Here is an 18,139-nt window from a genome sequence, read left to right on the forward strand (position 1 = left end):
GGGAGGGTGTCCGGGCTGAACCGGACGCCAGAAGGAGTTACCCCCGTGATCGATTCCATCAAGCTCTCCAAGCTCCGCCTTTCCCCCATCAACGTCCGCAAGCGGCCCGATGATCAGCTTCAGATCCCGCAATTGGCCGCCGATATTGACGCGCGCGGCGTTCTCCAGAATCTGCTGGTCACGCCGGCGAAGAAGCCACGCGGCACCTTTGAGGTGTTCGACGGCGGCCGCCGGCTGCGCGCGCTCATGCTGCTCGCCGAACAGGGTGACATTGATGCGGGCGCCTATGATGTGCCAGTGAAGGTTCTCCAGGGCGACGAAGCGACACTCACCGAAACCTCGACCGCTGCCAATTTCCAGCAGTTGCGGATGACGCCAGCCGAAGAATGCCGGGCCTTCCAGCATTTCATCGGCACGAGCGGCGATATCGACGGGGTCGCGAAACGCTTCGGTGTCACCCGGCGCTTCGTGGAAGGCCGGCTGCGGCTCGCCTCGCTTGCCGAACCAATCTTCACCGCGCTCAGCGAAGGCGAGATTACGCTCGATATGGCTAAGGCCTTCGCTTCGACCGAAAATCGCGACAAGCAACTGCTCGTCTGGGACAGTTACAATATTTCCTACACCTCGGCCGATACCATCCGCCGTGCCATCAGCAACGAGACGATGAACGCCAGCGACGCGATCGCCATTCTCGTCGGGCACGAGCGCTACGAGGCGGAAGGCGGACGGATCGACCGCGATCTCTTCAGCGAAAATGGCGATCGCTGGATCGACCCGGAAATCGCCCACCGTCTCGCCGGCGAGATCATGGAAGCGGAAGCCGCGCGCCTGGGCGAAGAGAGCGGCCTTGCCTGGATCCGCCCGATTGCCAGCAGCTATACCCATAGCGCGGCGCATGGACTGTACCGCGTCCATCTCCCGCAGCCCGAGCTGACCCTGGAACAGGCCGAGCGTCTTCAGGCGATCGAGGTGCGCCGCGAGGAGATCGAAACCGAGCTCGAAGATGAGGATTTGGCCGAAGAAGCCTACGATACGCTCAACAGCGAAGATGACGCGCTCTTTGCCGAATGGCAGGAAATCGACAATCGCGCTCCCATCCTGCCCGACGCTTATAAGCCGTTGGTCGGCCTTTTCCTCACCCTCCAGCCCGACGGCGCGATGAAGCTCGACAGCTGCTATTATAGCGAGCAGCCCATCCGTACCGAGGCCGAGGAGGGGAGGGGCACTGGCAATGGCAGCGAGGGAACCAGCCTCTCGGGCGGGGGCGGTGCCTCCCCAGCGCCCAGCCTTCCGCCGGAAAATGTCGCGCCCGGCGGCAAGCCACTCAGCGCCCGTCTCTATGATGAACTCGCGATGCAGCGCCGCGACATATTGGCAGCGGCCCTCCTGGCTGAACCAGCGCTTGCGCTCGACTATGCAATCTTCTGCATGGTCGACGAGCGCGGTTACGGCTCGGACCCGGTCGGCTCCACTATCCGGGCCGGCAAGCCGCAGGATCCTGTTTCGGGTGCGGTGCCTGCTTCCCATGCCCGCGATTATCTTGCCGAGGCCCATGATGGCCTCAATGTCGCATGGAAGGATCACAAGTCGGTCATCGATCGCTTCGAGGCATTCCGCGCCCTGGATGATGATAGCAAGGCGGCATGGCTTGCTTTCGCGGTGGCGATGTCGCTGGAGGCCAAGGCCGGATATCGCAACGAGCAGGTGCCTCTCCACGATCGGCTCGGTACCATACTCGAAATCGACTCCGCCCATTGGTGGCGGCCGACGTCGGAAAATTATTTCGATCGCATTCCCAAGGCCTCGACGCTGGCGCTGCTCAATGAGGTTGGGGGACCGGCCGTCATGGCGCGGCATGCGACGCTCAAGAAGCCGGAGATCTCCGCGAGCTGCCATAAACTGTTCGCCGGCGAGTCGATCGTCGAACCGGAGGTGAAGGAAGCGGCTCTCGCCTGGGTTCCGGACATCATGCGCTTCCGCGACACCGCTGCCGACAGCGTCGAGCCAGCGGAATCGGTCGAGGCTCAGGACCCCGAGGCCGGCGAACGGAACGACGAAACCGGACAAGACGATGCGGTCGATGAGACCGCCGAAGAAGAAGCGGTGGATGACGCGGCTGAAGCGGCCTGATCGATCGCCCCTTCTCTCCCGACGACCCGCCGGCACGATCGACCCGTCGGCGGGTCCACGCCTCGCACCTTAGGGGAACGGCCATGGCGTCCAAGAAGACAAGCCGCGAGGTCGCGGCAGAAATCACCGCGCTCATTATCCGCAAGCTGGAAGAAGGTGTGGCGCCCTGGAAACGGCCCTGGGCTGTCACTGGCGCCGGTGGCCGGCCGCTGCGCCATTGCGGCACGCCGTACACCGGCATCAATAATCTTTATCTCTGGGCGATTGCTGACGCCTGCGGCTATCGCTCGCGCTTCTGGATGACCCGCCGGCAAGCCGAGGAGCTTGGTGGCAATGTGCGGTCCGGTGAGTCCGGTTCGCTCTCCGTCTATTATTCGGCCTTTACCAAAAGGAAGAATGATCCAGCGACCGGAGAGGAACGTGATCGCAAGTTTCGCTTCCTGCGCCACTATGTCGTTTATAATTGCGATCAGGTCGATGGCCTGCCCGACTTCTACTATCCACCGGTCCTGCCGGACACACCTATCGACCCATCGGCACGGCAGGCTGAGATCGATCGCTTCTTCAACGCCATACCCGCTGATGTCCGCCATGGCGGCAATGAAGCCTATTATAATCCGTCACGGGATTATATTCAGCTGCCCGCTCCGCGATCATTCAAGTCGATGGATTATTATGCCAGTGTTCGCGCGCATGAAAGCCTGCACTGGTCCGGTTCCGCGTCACGCCTGGCAAGAGTATTCGGCAAGAGATTTGGCGACAAGGCTTATTGCTTCGAAGAACTCGTCGCCGAAATAGGTTCAGGTCTGATTTGTGCTGATCTTGGACTGCCCCATGAACTGCATGATAGTCATGCAAGCTACGTAGGTCAATGGATTTCCGTTTTGAAAGCGGACACGACCGCGATCATCCACGCGGCGTCCAAGGCCGAGCAGGCCTTTACCTATCTGCGACAATTCAGCGAAAGCACAGATGAGGTCAATAAACCTATGCCTGCCGCTGCGGACCACCCGGCCGCGCTGGCCGCCTGATCGGGAGACACATCATGGCCCTGGAAATCTCGAAAATGCTTCACCTCTCGACGGCCCATGTTACGCCAGCTGTCGCCGAGGCCTTGGACCGTCATGTCGAAGTCGTCCATCCTCCCGGTCAGAAATCCGATCCAGGCCTATGGCAAAGTCATCTCGTGCCGAACGCTGGTCGGAATATGGTTGGTTCATCTGGGTCAAGTCGACCAGCCGTGAACTGATGCCAAAGCGGCTGCAGGAATGCCTCGCTTTTGCCGAGGGCATCGGGATAACCTGGATCAGTTCGACCGCGACTGCGAGCCGATTGCCAACCTTCCGACCTATGACTGGCCCTGACCGGCTAACATTCAACACAGGAGATAAGCCATGGGATGGCTCACCATGCCGTTCAGCTCGATGGGCGGTTACAAGACCGCGAGCGCCTATCTGGATGCTCAACTCACCTATGAACGTGAATTGGAAGATGGCACGACGCAGGGTCTTCGGGTTCTGGCTTCTTCCTGTCCAGGGAACCGCGTCTATTATGCAGCGGTGCAGTCCATCACCAACGGTATTCCGGGTGAGGTCTTCGCTGTCGTCTGTCTCGTTAAATGGAGTCCCCGCAGCCCAAGCGGTGAGAATTTCGGATATAAGGATATGAGCGAATCCGCAGGGCCGCACGAAGCAGAATGCCCCGCCGATATTCTGGGCCTGCTGACGACGACTGACAGCGAATATGCGCTCGATTGGCGCCGGCGTTGCCTTGCCCGATTGCGTCTTCGCTCCCGTGCCCTCCGCAGCGGCGACCGGGTGCGCTTGGCATCCCCATTGCGGTTCACCGACGGAGAGACACGCGATCAATTCATCGTCGAAAAGCGTGGCCGCACCATGCGCTTCCGCGACGCCCAAGGTGGCAGCCTTTGCCATATCAACCACTTCATGGATCGGCACTGGCTCATCGTGCCGACGACCCGGGTCCATAAGACGGTCTTCGGATGAAGGGGAGGCCGTCTATCCTGTTGCACCGATGAGGGAATGTCATGTTCGCCAAGGATGAACCCATCTCGCCCAAGCGCCGCGCCCTGTGCAGCCGCGAAAATGCGGAGCGCATCGCATCGCGGATCTTCGATCAGGGCTTCTGCCCCGTGAGCGTCATCCGAACCGGAGATGCGCTCCAACCCTTCAGGGTTTCGACGGCACCGTCGCAGGATGATCATGTTGAATTGCAGATGGTGTCGTGAGGCGACGCCCTTGTTCCTTCAGCCAGTCGGCATAGGAGAGCGGGCTTTGAGCAATGGCTCGAATGGCGCGCAACATTCGACGCCTGACGATCCATTTGAAGGTCCGCTGGCGTCGAGCGATGTCTGCATAGCTCAGTCCCTCGAGCCGGTTCAACAGAAAAGCCTCGCGGACCTGCACTGGCATCGTCGCCAGAACCGCCTGCCTCACGAGCAGGTCGTCATCTTCAGCATCGCCCCATGCTATGATTTCCCGCCTTCCCCGGATGCGCAACGCCTGCTCGCAATAGGCGCGGTGCCGCTGTCGCAGCGCCCGTTCCGCAGGCTCGATATTTGCGTTTTGCGAGCGACTGGGCTTCTCCCCGTCCATCACCGTCGCGACCATGGCCAGCGCTTCGGCGAGGCACGCCTGGACGGCTAAAGCATCGATGGACAGGCGGCCCGCAATTTCCGCGAAGGACAGATCATCATCTCGGCACAGCAGGAAAATCTCGCCCATCAGCGCGGGCAGATCGTTCACGGCGGCGTCGATGGCCACCAGCCTCGCCGCGTCAGGTCGGGTCTTGGCAGTCTCCCGGGGTAATGGGGAGATTGCTGATGTCCGGTGGGTGTGCGGCATCATGCCTGCACCTCACGCTGTTCGCGCCGCCAACCATTCGGGCGGCGATGGCCGGTCACATCATGGACATGGTCGAGCAGCGTGCGAAGCAATGGTGCAACCTTGCTTGTCGTGAAGCCGCCATCGTCCGGTCGCGCTTCAAATCGATGGGCATGGCCCCACTTCCAATATGGCGAAAGGACGGCTGCTAACCGCGCCATGTCCGGGCAGCCATGCCCGAAGCCGGTTGCGTTGGCATAGGCAAGCGACTTGGCGACATCGAGACGGATGTGCCGCGCATTCCATTCGTCGGAAAAGCCGATGTCGAGCAAGTAGGAGGACAGGCCCAGTTGGACGACAATGCCGGATCGATACAGCATTTCGCCGACGTCATTGCCGCAGATGCCCTGGTTCAATCCCCACAAGAAGGACTCTGCATTATGATAGCGGAACCGGCTCAGACTTCGGCCCTCCCTGGTCCGCGCAAGGGTGGCTGGCTGGTCTTCATACTGCGTGTGCAGCACGGCCAGCGCATCGCTTGCGGGCGATACGACTGCCACAACCGGGGCGGCCGTGAGTGCCCGCAAAAGATCGCGGCGTGACGGGCGGGGATCAAACTCATCCATATGCGCCTCCTTTTCCGCATCCGATGCGGTCCTTGCGGAGAAGCCGGGATGGACAGGGCACGGTCCCGGCGCTTTCCACATGATTCGCGGCGATTCCATTGCGATGGGCCAACCAGCGGATTGGCCGAATGGCAATATACGCCACCGTTTATTGCATAAACGACGTCGTATATGTAAATAAACGGTGGCGTCAATAGCTTTGGCTTGGAGATTGCAGATATGACCGTTAGCGACGAAGCAATGGGACGAAGGCCGCTTGGAATGAAGCCGACTACGGTCAGGCTATCGGAAGAGACGATCAGCCGTATCGATGCGCTGGTCGGCAACCGACGCTTCGCGCTATTTGTCCGCGAGGCGGTCGAGAATGAGTTGCGCCGCCGGGAAGAGCCGGAGAAGGCGAAGGATTAAGCCGCTTGATCGGCTGATTGAACCTGCTGGATCCGATGCAGAGTTCCGGCGGGAAGCTGCGAGGCCGGATCGACCCCGCAGCCTGAAAGTGACGCCTAGCGGCGCAACGCCTCGTCCATCCACCAGGATGGACCCTGTCGGAAATCCTCGGCCATTCCGATCATTGGTCCGTCCGGTTCATCGGCGACATAGGGCCGTTTGACCGGCATCGTCGGGATCTTCAGGCGCATCTGTTCACCCGCGACCCGCCCGCGCGGTTCGAGGAGAGTTTCGAGCCATTCGAGATCGTCGAGCATCTCGATCACCCCGCGGCCCGCCAGGCAGAAATAGATGCAGCGCTGGAAATCGTCGCAATTGTCGTTCGACAGGATCGACATCAGCTTCCGCTTTCCCGCTGCGGCGCCATCAAGGACCCACTGCGCGGCTTCCCGCAGTTCCCGCACCGAATAATAGGCGTCCTCCACCGGCATGTTGATGCAGGCGTTGGCGATCATCCGGCGCGTCGGCCGATTTTCCGCGTCGAGCGCGGCATCGCGCAGGCCAATGTCGAGATCAAAATGGCGGCGAATGTCTTTCTCAAGGCTCATGGGCACATCTCCTCGGAAAAGAACATATAGAGAACAATTCGCCGGGTCAAGCTTGGTTCGACCGGCAGAAGGAGAGGGGGAGCGAAGCCGTGAAGCAAAAAGGAGTACAACATGACGATCTTCCTACCCTCAGCCCAGCCGACCATGAGCATTTGGGGCGCCATCCAGAGCGCCGATCAGATCGCGCCCGGCATCTGGCATGTGTCGACCCCGAGCCACGGTGGCATCCTCTTGTCGGAGCAGCGGCAGGCGGCGATGCCCGATGCGCTCCGGCGCGACGAGCCCTTCTACGAGGAGGACGTTAACTGGGCGCTCGTCTATCTGGGTTTCGAGGCCGAACTGCGCCGGGTCGATCGGCCGGCCATGGGCGCGGCAATCCTGCTGGCGCACGACACCGTTCGATCCTGGCGGCCGCAGGCCTACAGTGACTTTACTGGCAAGCCAGTCACGCCCCGCGACAGTCATGTGCTGCGCGCGATCGCGGCCTATGAAGCCGTGATCGGCGAGGTCGTGGTGGTCGCCGCCTTCGGCTCTCATGCCGATTGGGTGCCGGAGGGGAAGACCGGGGTCATCGGCCGACGGGTGCTTAGCGTCGATCATCTGGGACATGCGACCTATGAGATGATCGACCATCGTGCCCTGGTCGATGCCGAGCGCTATGACAGCTGCCAGATCGTCAACAGCTTCACGGCGATCGGCGCCGAACCGTTGCCGTGACGATGGAGATCATCGTCGGGTTGCCGCATCTGGGCAAGGGGCCGATCCTCGACCGCGTGGTTGCGCTACGGCAACCGGCGCTTATTTCGGCCAACTGCCTTTCCAGATATTCCGCGAGCAAGGGATGGCGCGATTGGACGAGATGGAGAACCGGGCAGCTCGCCAACGCTCGTCCGCTGGCATCGCTTCATCTCGACAGCGCGGGTTTCGTCGCGACGGCGCGCTATGGAGCATTCCCCTGGTCGATCGCCCATTATGTGGCGCTTGCCGCCGCCTTTCCATTCCGATGGTGGGCCAGCGCCGACTATTGCGTGGAACAGGAAATTGCCGCTGACCGCGCACAGGTGCTTGAACGGCTGTCACGCACCATCGCGGCCAATTTCGAATGCTGCCGCCGCGCCGATGATCATGGTATCTTGTCGACCATGATGCCGGTGATCCAGGGCCGTCGACCCTGCGATTATGAGCGCTGCCTCGACGCGCTATGGGGATTGATCGAGCGTGCGCCGCTTATCGGTGTCGGCAGCATGTGCCGTCGCGAGGTCGCCGGACCTGAAGGGTTGATCGCGGTGGTCGAGCATCTCGACCGGATCTTGCCGCCGTCAACCCGCCTCCATCTGTTCGGCGTCAAAGGCCCGGCCATTCCCTATCTGCTTCCGTTCGGGAAGCGGATCCGCTCGATTGACAGCCAGGCCTATGGCACCAGCGCGCGTCGCGAGGCCCTGAGCCGGGGCATCTCAAAGACCGACCGCTTCGTTGCGGACCATCTTGAGACCTGGCTGGGCCGTCAGGCCGAGCGGCTTGGCGATGCGCCAAAAGCTCTGCCCATAAACGCTCCCAATATCACGGATGCCCTGCCGGCCGATGGGTGGGAAGCGGCGATCGCGCAGGCGCGGGGCGAGATCCAATCCTTGATCGAACAGGGTGAACTCGACCATGATGCGCTGGTCGAGCCTTGGATCCAAACATGGGCGGCCGAGATCTACCATAGTCGCAGGGATGCGTTCGGAGGAACGGCTATCCGCGCAGCGGCATGATGTCAGCCGTCATTATCATGTCCGTTCGCGCGCTCCCGTTTATCCTGGTCTGAACGATCCGAGGCGATCACGCGCACGCCCAACGCCTGGATGATCTGCATGACGTCAGGAGCGAGCTTCGCATCCTCCCACTCGGCTGCGCCGGACCATGGTTCCTCAGGCGAGACAGGGGTGAGCTCTCCGGACGAAAAGTCCATGAGATGGCCCGACTGAATGAAGTGATTCTGGAAGTCGCACTGATAGTCACCCAGGATCTGAACCGGGATTTGCTCATCGCCGGCCTGTCGCGCCGCAAACACCTCATGTTCACCGGCAAGGACGATATAGAGTGTTGGCAGTCGTGCGCCGCTGACGCGCATCACCTCGATGGGACCCGCGGGCCTTTCCTCGCGCCGCGCCGTGATGGCGCTGACCATGCGATTGTAGTTCCAGGGTTGCGCCAGCACATGGCGCGTTTCGACCTGTTGCGTGACCTGCCCTTCCAGCGATGTGCATTTGCCGGTGGTGGCGATCAGCGCTGCGGCCAAGCGATCGACCTGAAACGCCCCGCCGATCACCGTCAGCACGCCGGTTGAATTGAGCGCGGCGGAGCGATCATCGTCGGAGGCCAAGGGGGATACGCTGGGCAATCGCACGTCGATCGTCCCAGCCTGTATCAAATCGATCAAATTCATAACCACGGCATTGGCCCCCCGGCGCGACGCGGCGATGCTAATGTCGATCGCCCGCGCAAGCCATACTGCCGATGGGGTATGAACCGCAGAAAAACGGCTGCTGGCCCAGATCGGCAAAGAGGAGGGGGATCGAGGTGGAAGGAGCGCGCCCTGCGCTTGAAGCCGGAGACCCCATCATGAGCTACGATGTTGCCTTTCGCCACGCCCAGGCCCTTGATCCGAGCGGATGCACGACCATCGCCGCAACACTTCACGTGCTTGAAGCGGCGATCACCGATTGTCGCAACGCGGGCAAAGACATTGAGTGCGATCCTGCCGTCATTCTGTTGGCCCGCCATTTCAGCACCGTGTGCGCGAGCAAGGCCTCCGAGGCCGAGATGCGGCAGGCGTGCATGACGGAGATCGCCGCCATTCGCGGCAGCCCGACATTGCCCGTCCTTTGTCAGCGCGGCGTCGCGTATGACGCGCCGGCCAAACGCACCTTTCACGCCGAAGGGCGCCGCGCTCTGCTTCGCTTTGCCGATGCGTTGGGGCTTGCACCGGGGGCCTACAGCATTCGTTCCAACCCGGCGGGGCCGGCGGTATCGGGCGACATCACCCTGCATGGCCAAAATCTGTGGATGCAATTGTCGATCTCTCCTTTTGGCCCTGGCCATGAAATCTGCTTTCGTCGCGTGCGGGGCCGCGACGATCACATAGGAGAACGCAACCACTGGGCTTCGGTTCAGGAGCTGCTCACCCCGGACCGATTGGCTGACCGGGTTTGCCGCGACCTCAAGCTGCCCTGCTGCGCCAAGCCGCGTCTCGCCGTTTGACGGCGCCGGTCCGCCAACGCCTTCCCATCCTACGGATGATGGGGCTGCCGCGACCAGCCTGCTGGCGCATGCGACAATCAGGAACGCCACCCATGGACACCAAAAGCTTCATCGCATCCGATCCCGCCTGTTGGATCAGCCGAGGCCGAACCGCCGAGCATGCGGAAATGATCGCTGCCGCTTGGCGTGCCTATCCCGACCTCCCGAACGACGCCCCTCTGGATTTGCGCATGACCCGGACGCGCGAACGGGTGGTCGCCATGCGGCCAGTTACGAACGCGATTGCGCGTCAAACCGAATGCGAACGGCAGGCCCGCAATTTCGCCTTCACGCAAGCGAAGGTGGCACGGGGTGGCGGCACGCGACTTGATCAGGCTATTCTGATCGGCCGCACGGATCATGGCTATGACTGGAACGAGGCCGTGGAATTTGCCAATGGCTGGTATGCTTTATGCCCAGCTGCGCATAAGGCGTATTATCGCGAGGTTGGAATAATGCGAAGGAAGTCAGCTATGCACGAGAATTACGCCGTTTTCTAACCGCGTTGCTGCGCATTATTTTTGTTGCGAACGTCTCCGGTGTCTGAAACGACCGAGGAGACAAACGTGCTGAATATCCATGATGAGCTGATCGCTGACCTGTCCAGATCTTTGACCGAGAAGCGCTACAATCCAGTGGCTGCCCAGAACAATGTTCTCTACGCGTCCGAATTTCTGATTTATCTTTCGGAGATTGATCTGCCGATTGAGGTTGTGACCCCGTCACATGTCGATCAGTATATTCGGTATGCGACTGAGTGCTTCGAAGCCAAATATGGTCGGTATCCTTCGCCACGATGGGATAGGCTTCCCCGAACAGCGATTTGTAAAATCCTCAGCCTTGCACAGGGGCAATGGCCGCCGCAGTCAGAAGTTGCGGAGGAGTCCGCCAAGCTGCACGGTGATTTAGCTAATGGCTACAGAAGATGGATGGAAGACGAACGAGGATTTACCGATCAAACCGTTCGAGGAAATATGTGGGAAGCAAGAACCTTCCTTAAATGGCAATTGGACCGGGGGTCGGATAATAGCGTCTTATCGTTGAGTGTAAGTGACATAGACGCATATATGGACATGCGTAGCTCCAATATGAGCCGTAAATCGATTTCAGGAATTGCGGCGCGGCTCCGCTCGTTGCTCCGATACCTGTATCAAGCAAGGCTTGTTTTGACCGATCTTGCTCCCCTTGTCATCGGGCCGAGCATCTATGCCTATGAGGGCGTACCTTCGATAATCGATAGCACCCAGATCAGGGCCGTCCTGGAAGAAACTGCGAAGGACAAGTCGCCCCGGGGTTTGCGCGATTATGCCATACTCCAAATCCTGGCCACATATGGGCTCAGGGATCGTGAAATTGTTAGAATCTCAATAGATGACTTGGATTGGCGAGCGGCGACATTGCGCGTTAGCCACCGGAAAACAGGAACATTTTCTATTCTCCCACTATCCGATGCGGTCGGAGAGGCTTTAATCGAATATCTGCGGCATGGACGCCCGCAAGTAGAATCACGCAATATATTTGTTCTGGCGTTGGCGCCCTACACCCCGATGACGACTGTTTACAACGTGGCGTCGAGGCGATTGGCGGCGGCAGGCGTCCATCTGCCCGGCAGGCGAGGGCCGCATGTCTTTCGGCACGCGCGCGCGACCGAGTTGCTTCGCGCTTCGGTTCCGCAAAAGATCATTGGGGATCTGCTTGGGCATCGGTCGGTCGAATCCTCAAATACCTACCTCAAGCTTGCGACTGAGGATCTCAGGGGGGTGGCGCTTGAAGTACCGGGATCGGGGGTGCGGTCATGAGCGCGTGGCTGGATACCGACGATACAGTGGCCGAGGAATTTCTGAAGACGCGCAAATTGACGGAGAAGCGCTTCAGAGCTTATCGGTCCGTTATCCGCAGCTTTGAGCGAGTATCTCAAAGGCATCAGGCGTTAAGCCGCGAGATGCTCTCCGAATGGATGAGGGAGCGTAAGGTAAACTTTTGGCCGAAGTCGTCCCAGGTACAGGAAATACATATCGTCGACGACTTCATCGATTATCTGCTTAAACGTGGCCTGATTGACAAAAATCCCATTGCTGACCTTCGGTTAAAACATGGTGCAAGGGGCAATAGACCAGTGTGGCGGGCTATTGCGTCTCCAAATCCGGATGATGCCCTCGTGGCGCTTCGTCGGCCGGCTCCCTTCGGGAGCTTCTTGGGCGATTTTATGCAGAACCATGTGACGCTGATGCGCAATCGTGGTTACAAATACACGACAGAGGCGGACCTTCTGCTCAGATTTGATCGCTTTCTTCAGGCTAGTCCGCATTTGGCGGGAGAGAGTATTGAGAAGATGGTAGCCGCATGGGCGGCCGCCAAGCGCACACCGCATCACGCTGCACAATGCCAAAAAGCGGAGCGGATGCTCACCAAGGCCCGATATCGCATCGATGCAAAGATGCTCCCAAGACCGTGCGATCCGCGAGTTGGGCAACAGGTCGCGCGGATTTATCGGAAACCTCATATTCTCAGCCCTGGTGACGTACGGTTGATGCTCGACGTGTCACGCTCCTACTCGACGCGGACGTTTTCCTACCGTCCGCTATGTGCGCGGCACATGATAATTCTGGCCTATTGTGCTGGATTGCGCCGCGGGGAGATTGCCAGGCTGAATCTCGGCGACGTGGACTTCAATTCCGGGACGATCACGATCCGGGACACGAAGTTCTACAAGACCAGAATTCTACCTTTGTCCGACAGCGCCTTGAGCGAGCTGGGCGCTTTTGTCGACGCGAGACGAGGCGCCGGCGCCTCGCAAGATCCGCAGTCTGCGCTGTTCTGGCATGATCATCCGAGTGGCCGCCACAGCTCGTATATGGTCTCCAAAATGATCACCGAAGTCATGCGCCAAGCCGGGCTTAAACCTCTTTCTGGGAGGGCGGGGCCACGCGTTCATGATCTTCGGCACTCAATGGTCGTGAACCGGATTCTCGAATGGTACAGAACCGGCGTAAATCCTCAGGAAAGGCTGCGCTTCCTTTCCACCTATATGGGCCACCGCGACATCAATTCCACGCTGGTCTACATAACCGTCACGCGCGATCTCCTGCACGAAGCGAACGAGCGCTTCCGCGCCATTGGCATCCGATGCCTTAACCTGGAGGTGGCGTCATGAAAAAGGGCGATCCCTTTCCGACGTTGTTGCGAGCGTTCTTCCAGGAGTGGCTGGCTGAGCAACGCAACGCATCGATCCACACGATCCGGTCTTATCGGGATACCTGGAGGCTGTTGCTCCGATTCGTTGCAGAACGAAAGAAGAGCGTGGTCGCGCGGCTGACCTTGGCTGATATTTCAGCCAGCGAGGTGCGGGCGTTTCTCAATCATGCCGAGAATGAACGCAAAGGCACGATCGGCACACGCAATTGCCGGCTCTCCGCAATCCGTAGCTTTTTCAGCTTCGTATCGGGCAAGGACCCCGAGTTGATTGTTCATTGTGCGGAAGTTCTTGCGGTGCCGGTGAAACGGGAACCCACCTCTGCCCCGTTCTACCTCGAACCTAACGAGGTCGAGGCCATTCTTGCACAGCCTGACCGGTCAACTCTCGCGGGGCTTCGCGACCATGTGCTGCTTTCGTTTCTTTATAACACGGGAGCGCGTATCCAGGAGGCGCTGGACCTATGCCCAGACGCAATCCGGTTGGACGCCCCTAATTTCGTGCGGCTCTATGGGAAGGGCCAGAAGGAACGCATCTGCCCGCTTTGGCCGGAAACGGTCATGCTGCTCGAAACGCTGCTGGCAAGGCAGCCTCGAGCGCCCCATGAACGTATCTTCGTCAACCGCTATGGCGAGCCCTTGGGCGCCTCAGGGGTGCGGTTCAAGCTCGCCGCCTATGTGAAGGAAGCAGCGAAAACCGTACCGACCCTGCGATCGAAGCATATAACCCCGCACAGTTTTCGGCACGCGACGGCAGTTCATCTTGTTGCTGCCGGGGTCGATATCACTGTCATCCGCAGTTGGCTTGGCCACGTCAGCCTCGACACGACTAACCACTACGCCCAGGCCGATTTGGAAACGAAGCGCAAGGCGCTGGAGCGGGTTGGCGTTCCAGTAACAGGCACCGCTACTCCTTCGTGGAAACGAGAGGCCAGTTTGATGGAGTGGCTGGACACCCTGTAAATTAATGCGAAGGAGCGTGGCAAAATATGGCGGTTTTGCACTTATGTCCCGCGCTCCTTCGCATTATTACAACCTCGCGATAATATGCAGCGCAGGCCGGTTGGGATGTGCGCGGTCCCGTCAAACCGTTGGTTGGTTGTCCTGATCCACGGTTCGTTTCGGCCTATCATAAGGGCTTCCGCGAAGGCGGCGGCAATATCGACGATCTGTTCGATACTGCGCGGCGCGCCAATCTTGCCGTTCACCATAATGGCAGTGAAGCGCCGGCCAGGAAGGGTCATGCATCCCGGCCACTACCCTCGACCTGGCCACAGCCTTCCGATGCGGCCCGGCCGACGCCCTGGTCAAAGCGGCTTGTGCTGATGAGCGCCCGCGAGGCCGAGGAGGGTCTGGTCGACACGATCCGCCGGGCGCCAGGCGCGCATCAAGCGACCATCATCATGATCTGTCCGACGCGGGGATTCCGCAATGCGAACGATGCGGCGCAAGCTGGGTCGCTTGGAGACCTCCTCCGAGGCCGTGAATTTGAGGACATCCTGATCGCCGCGCAGGATCACGACCTGGCCGTTGCCGACGCCCATGCCGGCGCGCTGCCTCTGTGTCGAACCATGGAACGCTTGCGCCACACCAGGCTTCTCCAGCGCGCGCAATTGCGGACCTGGATCGCCCGAGGCCTTGAGGTGGGACAGGTCGCGGGCGCAGGGCATATCCGGTGGGGCAAGGCTATCAGCGGGCTTACCGGCCGGCTGGGTGAATTTACGGCGCGCTATGCTGGGCCTGCCCAGCCGCGAGGACACCGCATCGTCATCGAGGTCGATGGTGGTCGTCCGGCGACCGGCTATTTCGATGTCCAGGGTCAACCGCTCGATCCCGAGGCCGTGATCAGCAATCGAGCCCGGCTTCGCGCCGAAATGGCTGCGTTGCTGCGGTCATTTGCCGCCTCGACCCGGCTGCCCTGCATCCAGCCCTCACTCCTATGAATGGAAATCCATGCGATGCTGAACCAATTCCAGCGCATCTGCGCGCAAACCTATGACGGCGGCGATTTTGCGCATGTCGAAAATCTCGATGAGGCTGGCGCCTGCGGCGACACGCTGTTCGCGTTCCTGATGATCGAACTCTCTTCCCCAGAAGATTGTGACAGCCGTGACGAGGCCGTCCGGCGGCTCGAAGTGGCCATCGACAATGTCAAAGCCGTGATTGCCGTCCTCAAATCCTCGGAGTCTCACTGAGCGGTAATCGGCAAAGGAGAGGGCGCCAGTCCGTCGGGCATCCGATTCAAGAGGAGGGGGAACGGGACAGGCGGTTTCGAGGCCGGGAAAGGTGCTCGGCGCTGAACCTTTCCTCTGGAGAACCCTCATGTCCGATATCGCCCCGAATGCCGCCTTCCGCGCTGCCAGCCTCGTGCCCGACGAGAGGCGCATCAACTTCATCCCGACGCTGTTTGGCCGACGTCATTTCTTCAAGGGCGAAACGCTGCTCTACACTTTCATGCAGTCGCTTTCGCCCGATTATAGCGGCGGATATTGGCAGTTCTTCGAGGTCGGTCACCAACCGCTCTATCTCGCTCCGAACGGTCGGGATCGGTTCCGGATCCGATGCGGCAGCAACGGCTATGATGGCGAGGTCTCTGCAGACGCAGCCGGGATCATCGCAACGCTTTTCACCTTCTCCTATCTCTCGTTCGAATTCGACGATGACGACGACCACATTGCACAGGCCTTCCACCGGCTGCGCGATCATGCGCTCGACCATCCCGAGGCGGCGGAGATCTTCAGCGCGATCGACTAAGGCGAAAAGGGGAGTGGGAACAGGGGCCGGGAGCAAATCCGCTCCGAGGAGTTCCCATGTCCCTTCCCGCTATCATCCGCAGCGAGATCGACCCTGCGGCGATCGCCAAGGTCACGCGTCTGTTCAACAACACGCTCGGCGATGTGCTCGCCGAGCTTTTGCAGAACGCCCGCCGCGCGGGTGCCACAGTTGTCGACCTCGAGGTTCATACCATCGGCGACGATGTCTGGCTTTCGGTGAATGACGATGGTGCCGGCATAGCTGATCCCGCCGTAATACTCGCGCTGGGCCGCTCGGGCTGGAACGACGACATTGCAAAGCGTGAGGATCCGGCCGGCATGGGCGTGTTCAGCCTCGCGGGCCGCGATGTCGAGGTCCAGTCCTGCGCGAATGACGAAGGGGCGGGCTGGATAGTGCGTGTCGCCGCCGACGCGTGGGAAGCCCGCTCTCCGGTCGCCGTTGCTTCGCTCAACCGATCGCGCGGCACCACGATCCGGTTTCAGCTCGATATGCGTTGGAAGGAATCGCTCGACGCGGCAGCGAAGTCAGCTGCACTCTATTGTCCATTGCCGGTGCGCCTTCGCGGCATTTCGCTCCATCAGGAGGACTGGCTTGCCGGCGCCGAGGTTGTGGTCGAGGAGGCCGGCGTGCGCATTGGCCTGTTCAACGACCTGCGCGCGACGCGGTTCAGTCCCTGCGTCAATTTCCATGGAGTCATCGTCGCGACCGCTTTGCCATCGGTCGGCGAAAAGCGGCGCAACTGGTGGGCCCGTGTCGATATCGTCGATGCGCCTGACCTTCAGCTTGTTCTGCCGGCGCGCAAGGAGATGGTCGAGAACGCCGCGCTTGACGCGCTGCGCGACAGGGTTCGTTGCGTCATCTATCGCCATATTCAATCGCTCGGCACCCATCGCCTAGCCCACGAACAATGGCGCGAGGCCGCAGCACTCGGCATCGCGCTTCCCGAGGCCGAGCCGCTACTTCGACCCTGGTCGCCCGCGACCGCCGACCCTCACAATTGTTCCGCAGCCAGCGGCGAGCGCATTGCAAGTGAAGACCACATCATTGTCGACAGTTTCGAACCGGCCTTCGAGCAATGCGCGGCTTTTGCACTCGGCAAGCACGGCGGCTACGAGGGTCGACTGGCAGAGCCCGACGACACGATGGCGGGCTATAGCTGGTACAATTGCTTGCCGCACATCGCGGTGTTGCGGTTCGAGATAGAGCGGGACGGCGCGACGGCAATACTTGATCCCGGTGAATTTCCCGGCCTCGACAGTGGCACCGTCAATCGCCTCACTCTGGTGCTCGAGTTTAGCGGTGAAGAGGCGGACCAGATCCGGATCCCCGCGCCGGTCGCCATCGAATATGACGAACGTACGCACTGGAGCTTTGAGGAAGCCCGCATTCTGCTCGCGTCACGCGATGCCCTTACACCGGCCGAACTTGTCGACCTTCTTGAAGGGGCCTGCTTCAGCCCAAGCGACGATCGTGATGCCGACAGCTGGGACACCCAGCACAGCCGGTTCCTGCTTGATGCCCAGGAGATGGCGACCCGGTTGCTCCTGGGCGACGACGCGGCGCTGATCGAGCGCCTCCACGCCATTCTCGCCTATCGCGCGCAATGGTTTGTGCCGGAGGGCCGGCGTTTTGCGATTGTGCTTGCCCGCGACACGATCAATATCGGCCTCGAGCCTGCACAAGAGAACAAGCGGACAGTGGCTGGGGACGCCAATGCCTGACATCAAATCCGCGACGCCTGCCGACCGGGACGCTGTCCTCGCCGGAACCATGTATCTGCGGCTCGCACGTAAGCTGCTCGTCGAGGCGGGGCTCCCGCGCGCCGCAGCAGCCGTCCGCAAAAGCCCCGACGGTGCGGTGCGCCATATCGATCAACGCCTACGCAGGAGTCCATCATGAGCCGATACGACCTCAAGCCCAAGGCCGGCAGCGGCGCGTGTCGCGTCGTCGTCGGATGGGACCGACCGCTCCAAACCTTCTTCGCCCAAGTCTTCACTCCGACCGAGAACGAGCCGGACGAGGGTGAGGCAACGATCTGGCTCGGCACGGAACCGGGAGAATTGTCGACGCCCGAGGCCGCGATCGCCATTATTGCCCCCTACACGGAGATACCCAATGGTCTCGCGGCCGAACTCGAAGCCGACATGCGCGCAAGCATCGGCGTAAAAGACGGTGCGTACCAGGCTGAGGCCAAGCGCGGTTTATTCGGCTCGCTCCACTGACCGGGAACCTCGACCCCGAGGCCGCGAAGTGCGGACCTCGGATTGGGGCGCTAACGCGCCTGCTCGGCCGAACG

Annotated in this window: 21 protein-coding genes; 17 read left to right on the top strand and 4 right to left on the bottom strand. The window is 60.7% G+C overall.

From position 1 onward, the window contains the following. Positions 1-45 precede the first annotated feature (45 nt). The 3 genes from HHL26_RS18845 to HHL26_RS18855 all read left to right on the top strand — a co-directional run bounded on the left by HHL26_RS18845 (position 46) and on the right by HHL26_RS18855 (position 4,136). Positions 46-2,130, top strand: coding sequence for a ParB/RepB/Spo0J family partition protein (locus HHL26_RS18845; RefSeq protein WP_061934255.1), 2,085 nt, complete (start codon positions 46-48; stop codon positions 2,128-2,130). Positions 2,131-2,213: 83 nt separating this feature from the next. Beyond that, entirely contained in the window at positions 2,214-3,161 is a 948-nt protein-coding gene (locus tag HHL26_RS18850; protein ID WP_061934257.1) for a zincin-like metallopeptidase domain-containing protein, read from the top strand. Positions 3,162-3,524: 363 nt separating this feature from the next. Continuing rightward, entirely contained in the window at positions 3,525-4,136 is a 612-nt protein-coding gene (locus HHL26_RS18855; RefSeq protein WP_061934259.1) for a hypothetical protein, read from the top strand. Between the two features lie 183 nt (positions 4,137-4,319). Here HHL26_RS18855 and HHL26_RS18860 read toward each other — a convergent pair whose 3' ends face one another. Further along, positions 4,320-4,997, bottom strand: coding sequence for a sigma factor-like helix-turn-helix DNA-binding protein (locus HHL26_RS18860; RefSeq protein ID WP_082718595.1), 678 nt, complete (start codon positions 4,995-4,997; stop codon positions 4,320-4,322). After that, a complete protein-coding gene (locus HHL26_RS18865) occupies positions 4,994-5,599 on the bottom strand; it encodes a twin-arginine translocation signal domain-containing protein (protein ID WP_061934263.1) in 606 nt (201 codons plus the stop codon). The genes HHL26_RS18860 and HHL26_RS18865 overlap by 4 nt, the downstream gene beginning before the upstream one ends. Before the next feature lie 261 nt (positions 5,600-5,860). On the opposite strand from HHL26_RS18865, the gene HHL26_RS18870 reads away from it, so the two are divergent. Next, complete coding sequence (locus HHL26_RS18870) at positions 5,861-6,007, top strand: hypothetical protein (RefSeq protein WP_162492717.1); 147 nt, start codon at positions 5,861-5,863, stop codon at positions 6,005-6,007. 95 nt (positions 6,008-6,102) lie between these two features. Here HHL26_RS18870 and HHL26_RS18875 read toward each other — a convergent pair whose 3' ends face one another. Beyond that, positions 6,103-6,594, bottom strand: coding sequence for a hypothetical protein (locus tag HHL26_RS18875; RefSeq protein ID WP_061934265.1), 492 nt, complete (start codon positions 6,592-6,594; stop codon positions 6,103-6,105). A gap of 111 nt (positions 6,595-6,705) precedes the next feature. Here HHL26_RS18875 and HHL26_RS18880 point away from each other — a divergent pair, with 111 nt between their 5' ends. Further along, positions 6,706-7,311 carry a hypothetical protein gene (locus HHL26_RS18880; protein WP_139111423.1) on the top strand — a complete coding sequence of 202 codons (606 nt, stop codon included), beginning with the start codon at positions 6,706-6,708 and terminating at the stop codon, positions 7,309-7,311. Positions 7,312-7,313: 2 nt separating this feature from the next. Next, positions 7,314-8,348 (top strand): hypothetical protein, encoded by a 1,035-nt coding sequence (locus tag HHL26_RS18885; protein WP_061934268.1) that lies wholly within the window; start codon positions 7,314-7,316, stop codon positions 8,346-8,348. Positions 8,349-8,350: 2 nt separating this feature from the next. On the opposite strand, the gene HHL26_RS18890 is transcribed toward HHL26_RS18885, so the two are convergent. Beyond that, positions 8,351-9,022, bottom strand: coding sequence for a hypothetical protein (locus tag HHL26_RS18890; protein WP_061934270.1), 672 nt, complete (start codon positions 9,020-9,022; stop codon positions 8,351-8,353). A 176-nt stretch (positions 9,023-9,198) separates the two neighbouring features. Here HHL26_RS18890 and HHL26_RS18895 point away from each other — a divergent pair, with 176 nt between their 5' ends. From HHL26_RS18895 to HHL26_RS18945, 11 genes are all read left to right on the top strand, one after another. After that, positions 9,199-9,837, top strand: a complete 639-nt coding sequence (locus HHL26_RS18895; protein WP_061934272.1) for a hypothetical protein — start codon at positions 9,199-9,201, stop codon at positions 9,835-9,837. Positions 9,838-10,067: 230 nt separating this feature from the next. Continuing rightward, positions 10,068-10,376, top strand: coding sequence for a hypothetical protein (locus HHL26_RS18900; protein ID WP_169576416.1), 309 nt, complete (start codon positions 10,068-10,070; stop codon positions 10,374-10,376). Between the two features lie 66 nt (positions 10,377-10,442). Then, a complete protein-coding gene (locus HHL26_RS18905) occupies positions 10,443-11,675 on the top strand; it encodes a site-specific integrase (RefSeq protein ID WP_048578767.1) in 1,233 nt (410 codons plus the stop codon). Next, a complete protein-coding gene (locus HHL26_RS18910; protein WP_048578766.1) occupies positions 11,672-13,030 on the top strand; it encodes a tyrosine-type recombinase/integrase in 1,359 nt (452 codons plus the stop codon). Before HHL26_RS18905 ends, HHL26_RS18910 begins: the two co-directional genes overlap by 4 nt. Beyond that, positions 13,027-14,031, top strand: a complete 1,005-nt coding sequence (locus HHL26_RS18915; RefSeq protein WP_048578765.1) for a tyrosine-type recombinase/integrase — start codon at positions 13,027-13,029, stop codon at positions 14,029-14,031. Before HHL26_RS18910 ends, HHL26_RS18915 begins: the two co-directional genes overlap by 4 nt. Before the next feature lie 107 nt (positions 14,032-14,138). Beyond that, positions 14,139-15,011 (top strand): hypothetical protein, encoded by an 873-nt coding sequence (locus tag HHL26_RS18920; protein ID WP_139111422.1) that lies wholly within the window; start codon positions 14,139-14,141, stop codon positions 15,009-15,011. Further along, positions 15,012-15,263: a hypothetical protein gene (locus HHL26_RS18925; RefSeq protein ID WP_061939535.1), complete on the top strand. Its 252-nt coding sequence runs from the start codon at positions 15,012-15,014 to the stop codon at positions 15,261-15,263. It begins immediately after the preceding gene. A 127-nt stretch (positions 15,264-15,390) separates the two neighbouring features. Then, positions 15,391-15,822 (top strand): antirestriction protein, encoded by a 432-nt coding sequence (locus tag HHL26_RS18930; protein ID WP_061939533.1) that lies wholly within the window; start codon positions 15,391-15,393, stop codon positions 15,820-15,822. Positions 15,823-15,878: 56 nt separating this feature from the next. Next, complete coding sequence (locus HHL26_RS18935) at positions 15,879-17,564, top strand: ATP-binding protein (RefSeq protein WP_061939532.1); 1,686 nt, start codon at positions 15,879-15,881, stop codon at positions 17,562-17,564. Further along, complete coding sequence (locus HHL26_RS18940) at positions 17,557-17,742, top strand: hypothetical protein (protein WP_062017400.1); 186 nt, start codon at positions 17,557-17,559, stop codon at positions 17,740-17,742. Before HHL26_RS18935 ends, HHL26_RS18940 begins: the two co-directional genes overlap by 8 nt. Continuing rightward, complete coding sequence (locus HHL26_RS18945; RefSeq protein WP_061939530.1) at positions 17,739-18,065, top strand: hypothetical protein; 327 nt, start codon at positions 17,739-17,741, stop codon at positions 18,063-18,065. The genes HHL26_RS18940 and HHL26_RS18945 overlap by 4 nt, the downstream gene beginning before the upstream one ends. Positions 18,066-18,139: the final 74 nt, after the last annotated feature.

It is taken from the genome of Sphingobium sp. TB-6 (assembly GCF_012927365.1).
In the GTDB taxonomy this organism is placed as follows: domain Bacteria; phylum Pseudomonadota; class Alphaproteobacteria; order Sphingomonadales; family Sphingomonadaceae; genus Sphingobium.

Bases quoted from the DNA above. Each gene is read 5' to 3' on its own strand.
- HHL26_RS18850 (WP_061934257.1), top strand. From the start codon at position 2,214: ATGGCGTCCAAGAAGACAAGCCGCGAGGTCGCGGCAGAAATCACCGCG.
- HHL26_RS18855 (WP_061934259.1), top strand. From the start codon at position 3,525: ATGGGATGGCTCACCATGCCGTTCAGCTCGATGGGCGGTTACAAGACC.
- HHL26_RS18860 (WP_082718595.1), bottom strand. From the start codon at position 4,997: ATGATGCCGCACACCCACCGGACATCAGCAATCTCCCCATTACCCCGG.
- HHL26_RS18865 (WP_061934263.1), bottom strand. From the start codon at position 5,599: ATGGATGAGTTTGATCCCCGCCCGTCACGCCGCGATCTTTTGCGGGCA.
- HHL26_RS18870 (WP_162492717.1), top strand. From the start codon at position 5,861: ATGAAGCCGACTACGGTCAGGCTATCGGAAGAGACGATCAGCCGTATC.
- HHL26_RS18875 (WP_061934265.1), bottom strand. From the start codon at position 6,594: ATGAGCCTTGAGAAAGACATTCGCCGCCATTTTGATCTCGACATTGGC.
- HHL26_RS18880 (WP_139111423.1), top strand. From the start codon at position 6,706: ATGACGATCTTCCTACCCTCAGCCCAGCCGACCATGAGCATTTGGGGC.
- HHL26_RS18885 (WP_061934268.1), top strand. From the start codon at position 7,314: ATGGAGATCATCGTCGGGTTGCCGCATCTGGGCAAGGGGCCGATCCTC.
- HHL26_RS18890 (WP_061934270.1), bottom strand. From the start codon at position 9,022: ATGAATTTGATCGATTTGATACAGGCTGGGACGATCGACGTGCGATTG.
- HHL26_RS18895 (WP_061934272.1), top strand. From the start codon at position 9,199: ATGAGCTACGATGTTGCCTTTCGCCACGCCCAGGCCCTTGATCCGAGC.
- HHL26_RS18900 (WP_169576416.1), top strand. From the start codon at position 10,068: ATGACCCGGACGCGCGAACGGGTGGTCGCCATGCGGCCAGTTACGAAC.
- HHL26_RS18910 (WP_048578766.1), top strand. From the start codon at position 11,672: ATGAGCGCGTGGCTGGATACCGACGATACAGTGGCCGAGGAATTTCTG.
- HHL26_RS18915 (WP_048578765.1), top strand. From the start codon at position 13,027: ATGAAAAAGGGCGATCCCTTTCCGACGTTGTTGCGAGCGTTCTTCCAG.
- HHL26_RS18925 (WP_061939535.1), top strand. From the start codon at position 15,012: ATGGAAATCCATGCGATGCTGAACCAATTCCAGCGCATCTGCGCGCAA.
- HHL26_RS18930 (WP_061939533.1), top strand. From the start codon at position 15,391: ATGTCCGATATCGCCCCGAATGCCGCCTTCCGCGCTGCCAGCCTCGTG.
- HHL26_RS18935 (WP_061939532.1), top strand. From the start codon at position 15,879: ATGTCCCTTCCCGCTATCATCCGCAGCGAGATCGACCCTGCGGCGATC.
- HHL26_RS18940 (WP_062017400.1), top strand. From the start codon at position 17,557: ATGCCTGACATCAAATCCGCGACGCCTGCCGACCGGGACGCTGTCCTC.
- HHL26_RS18945 (WP_061939530.1), top strand. From the start codon at position 17,739: ATGAGCCGATACGACCTCAAGCCCAAGGCCGGCAGCGGCGCGTGTCGC.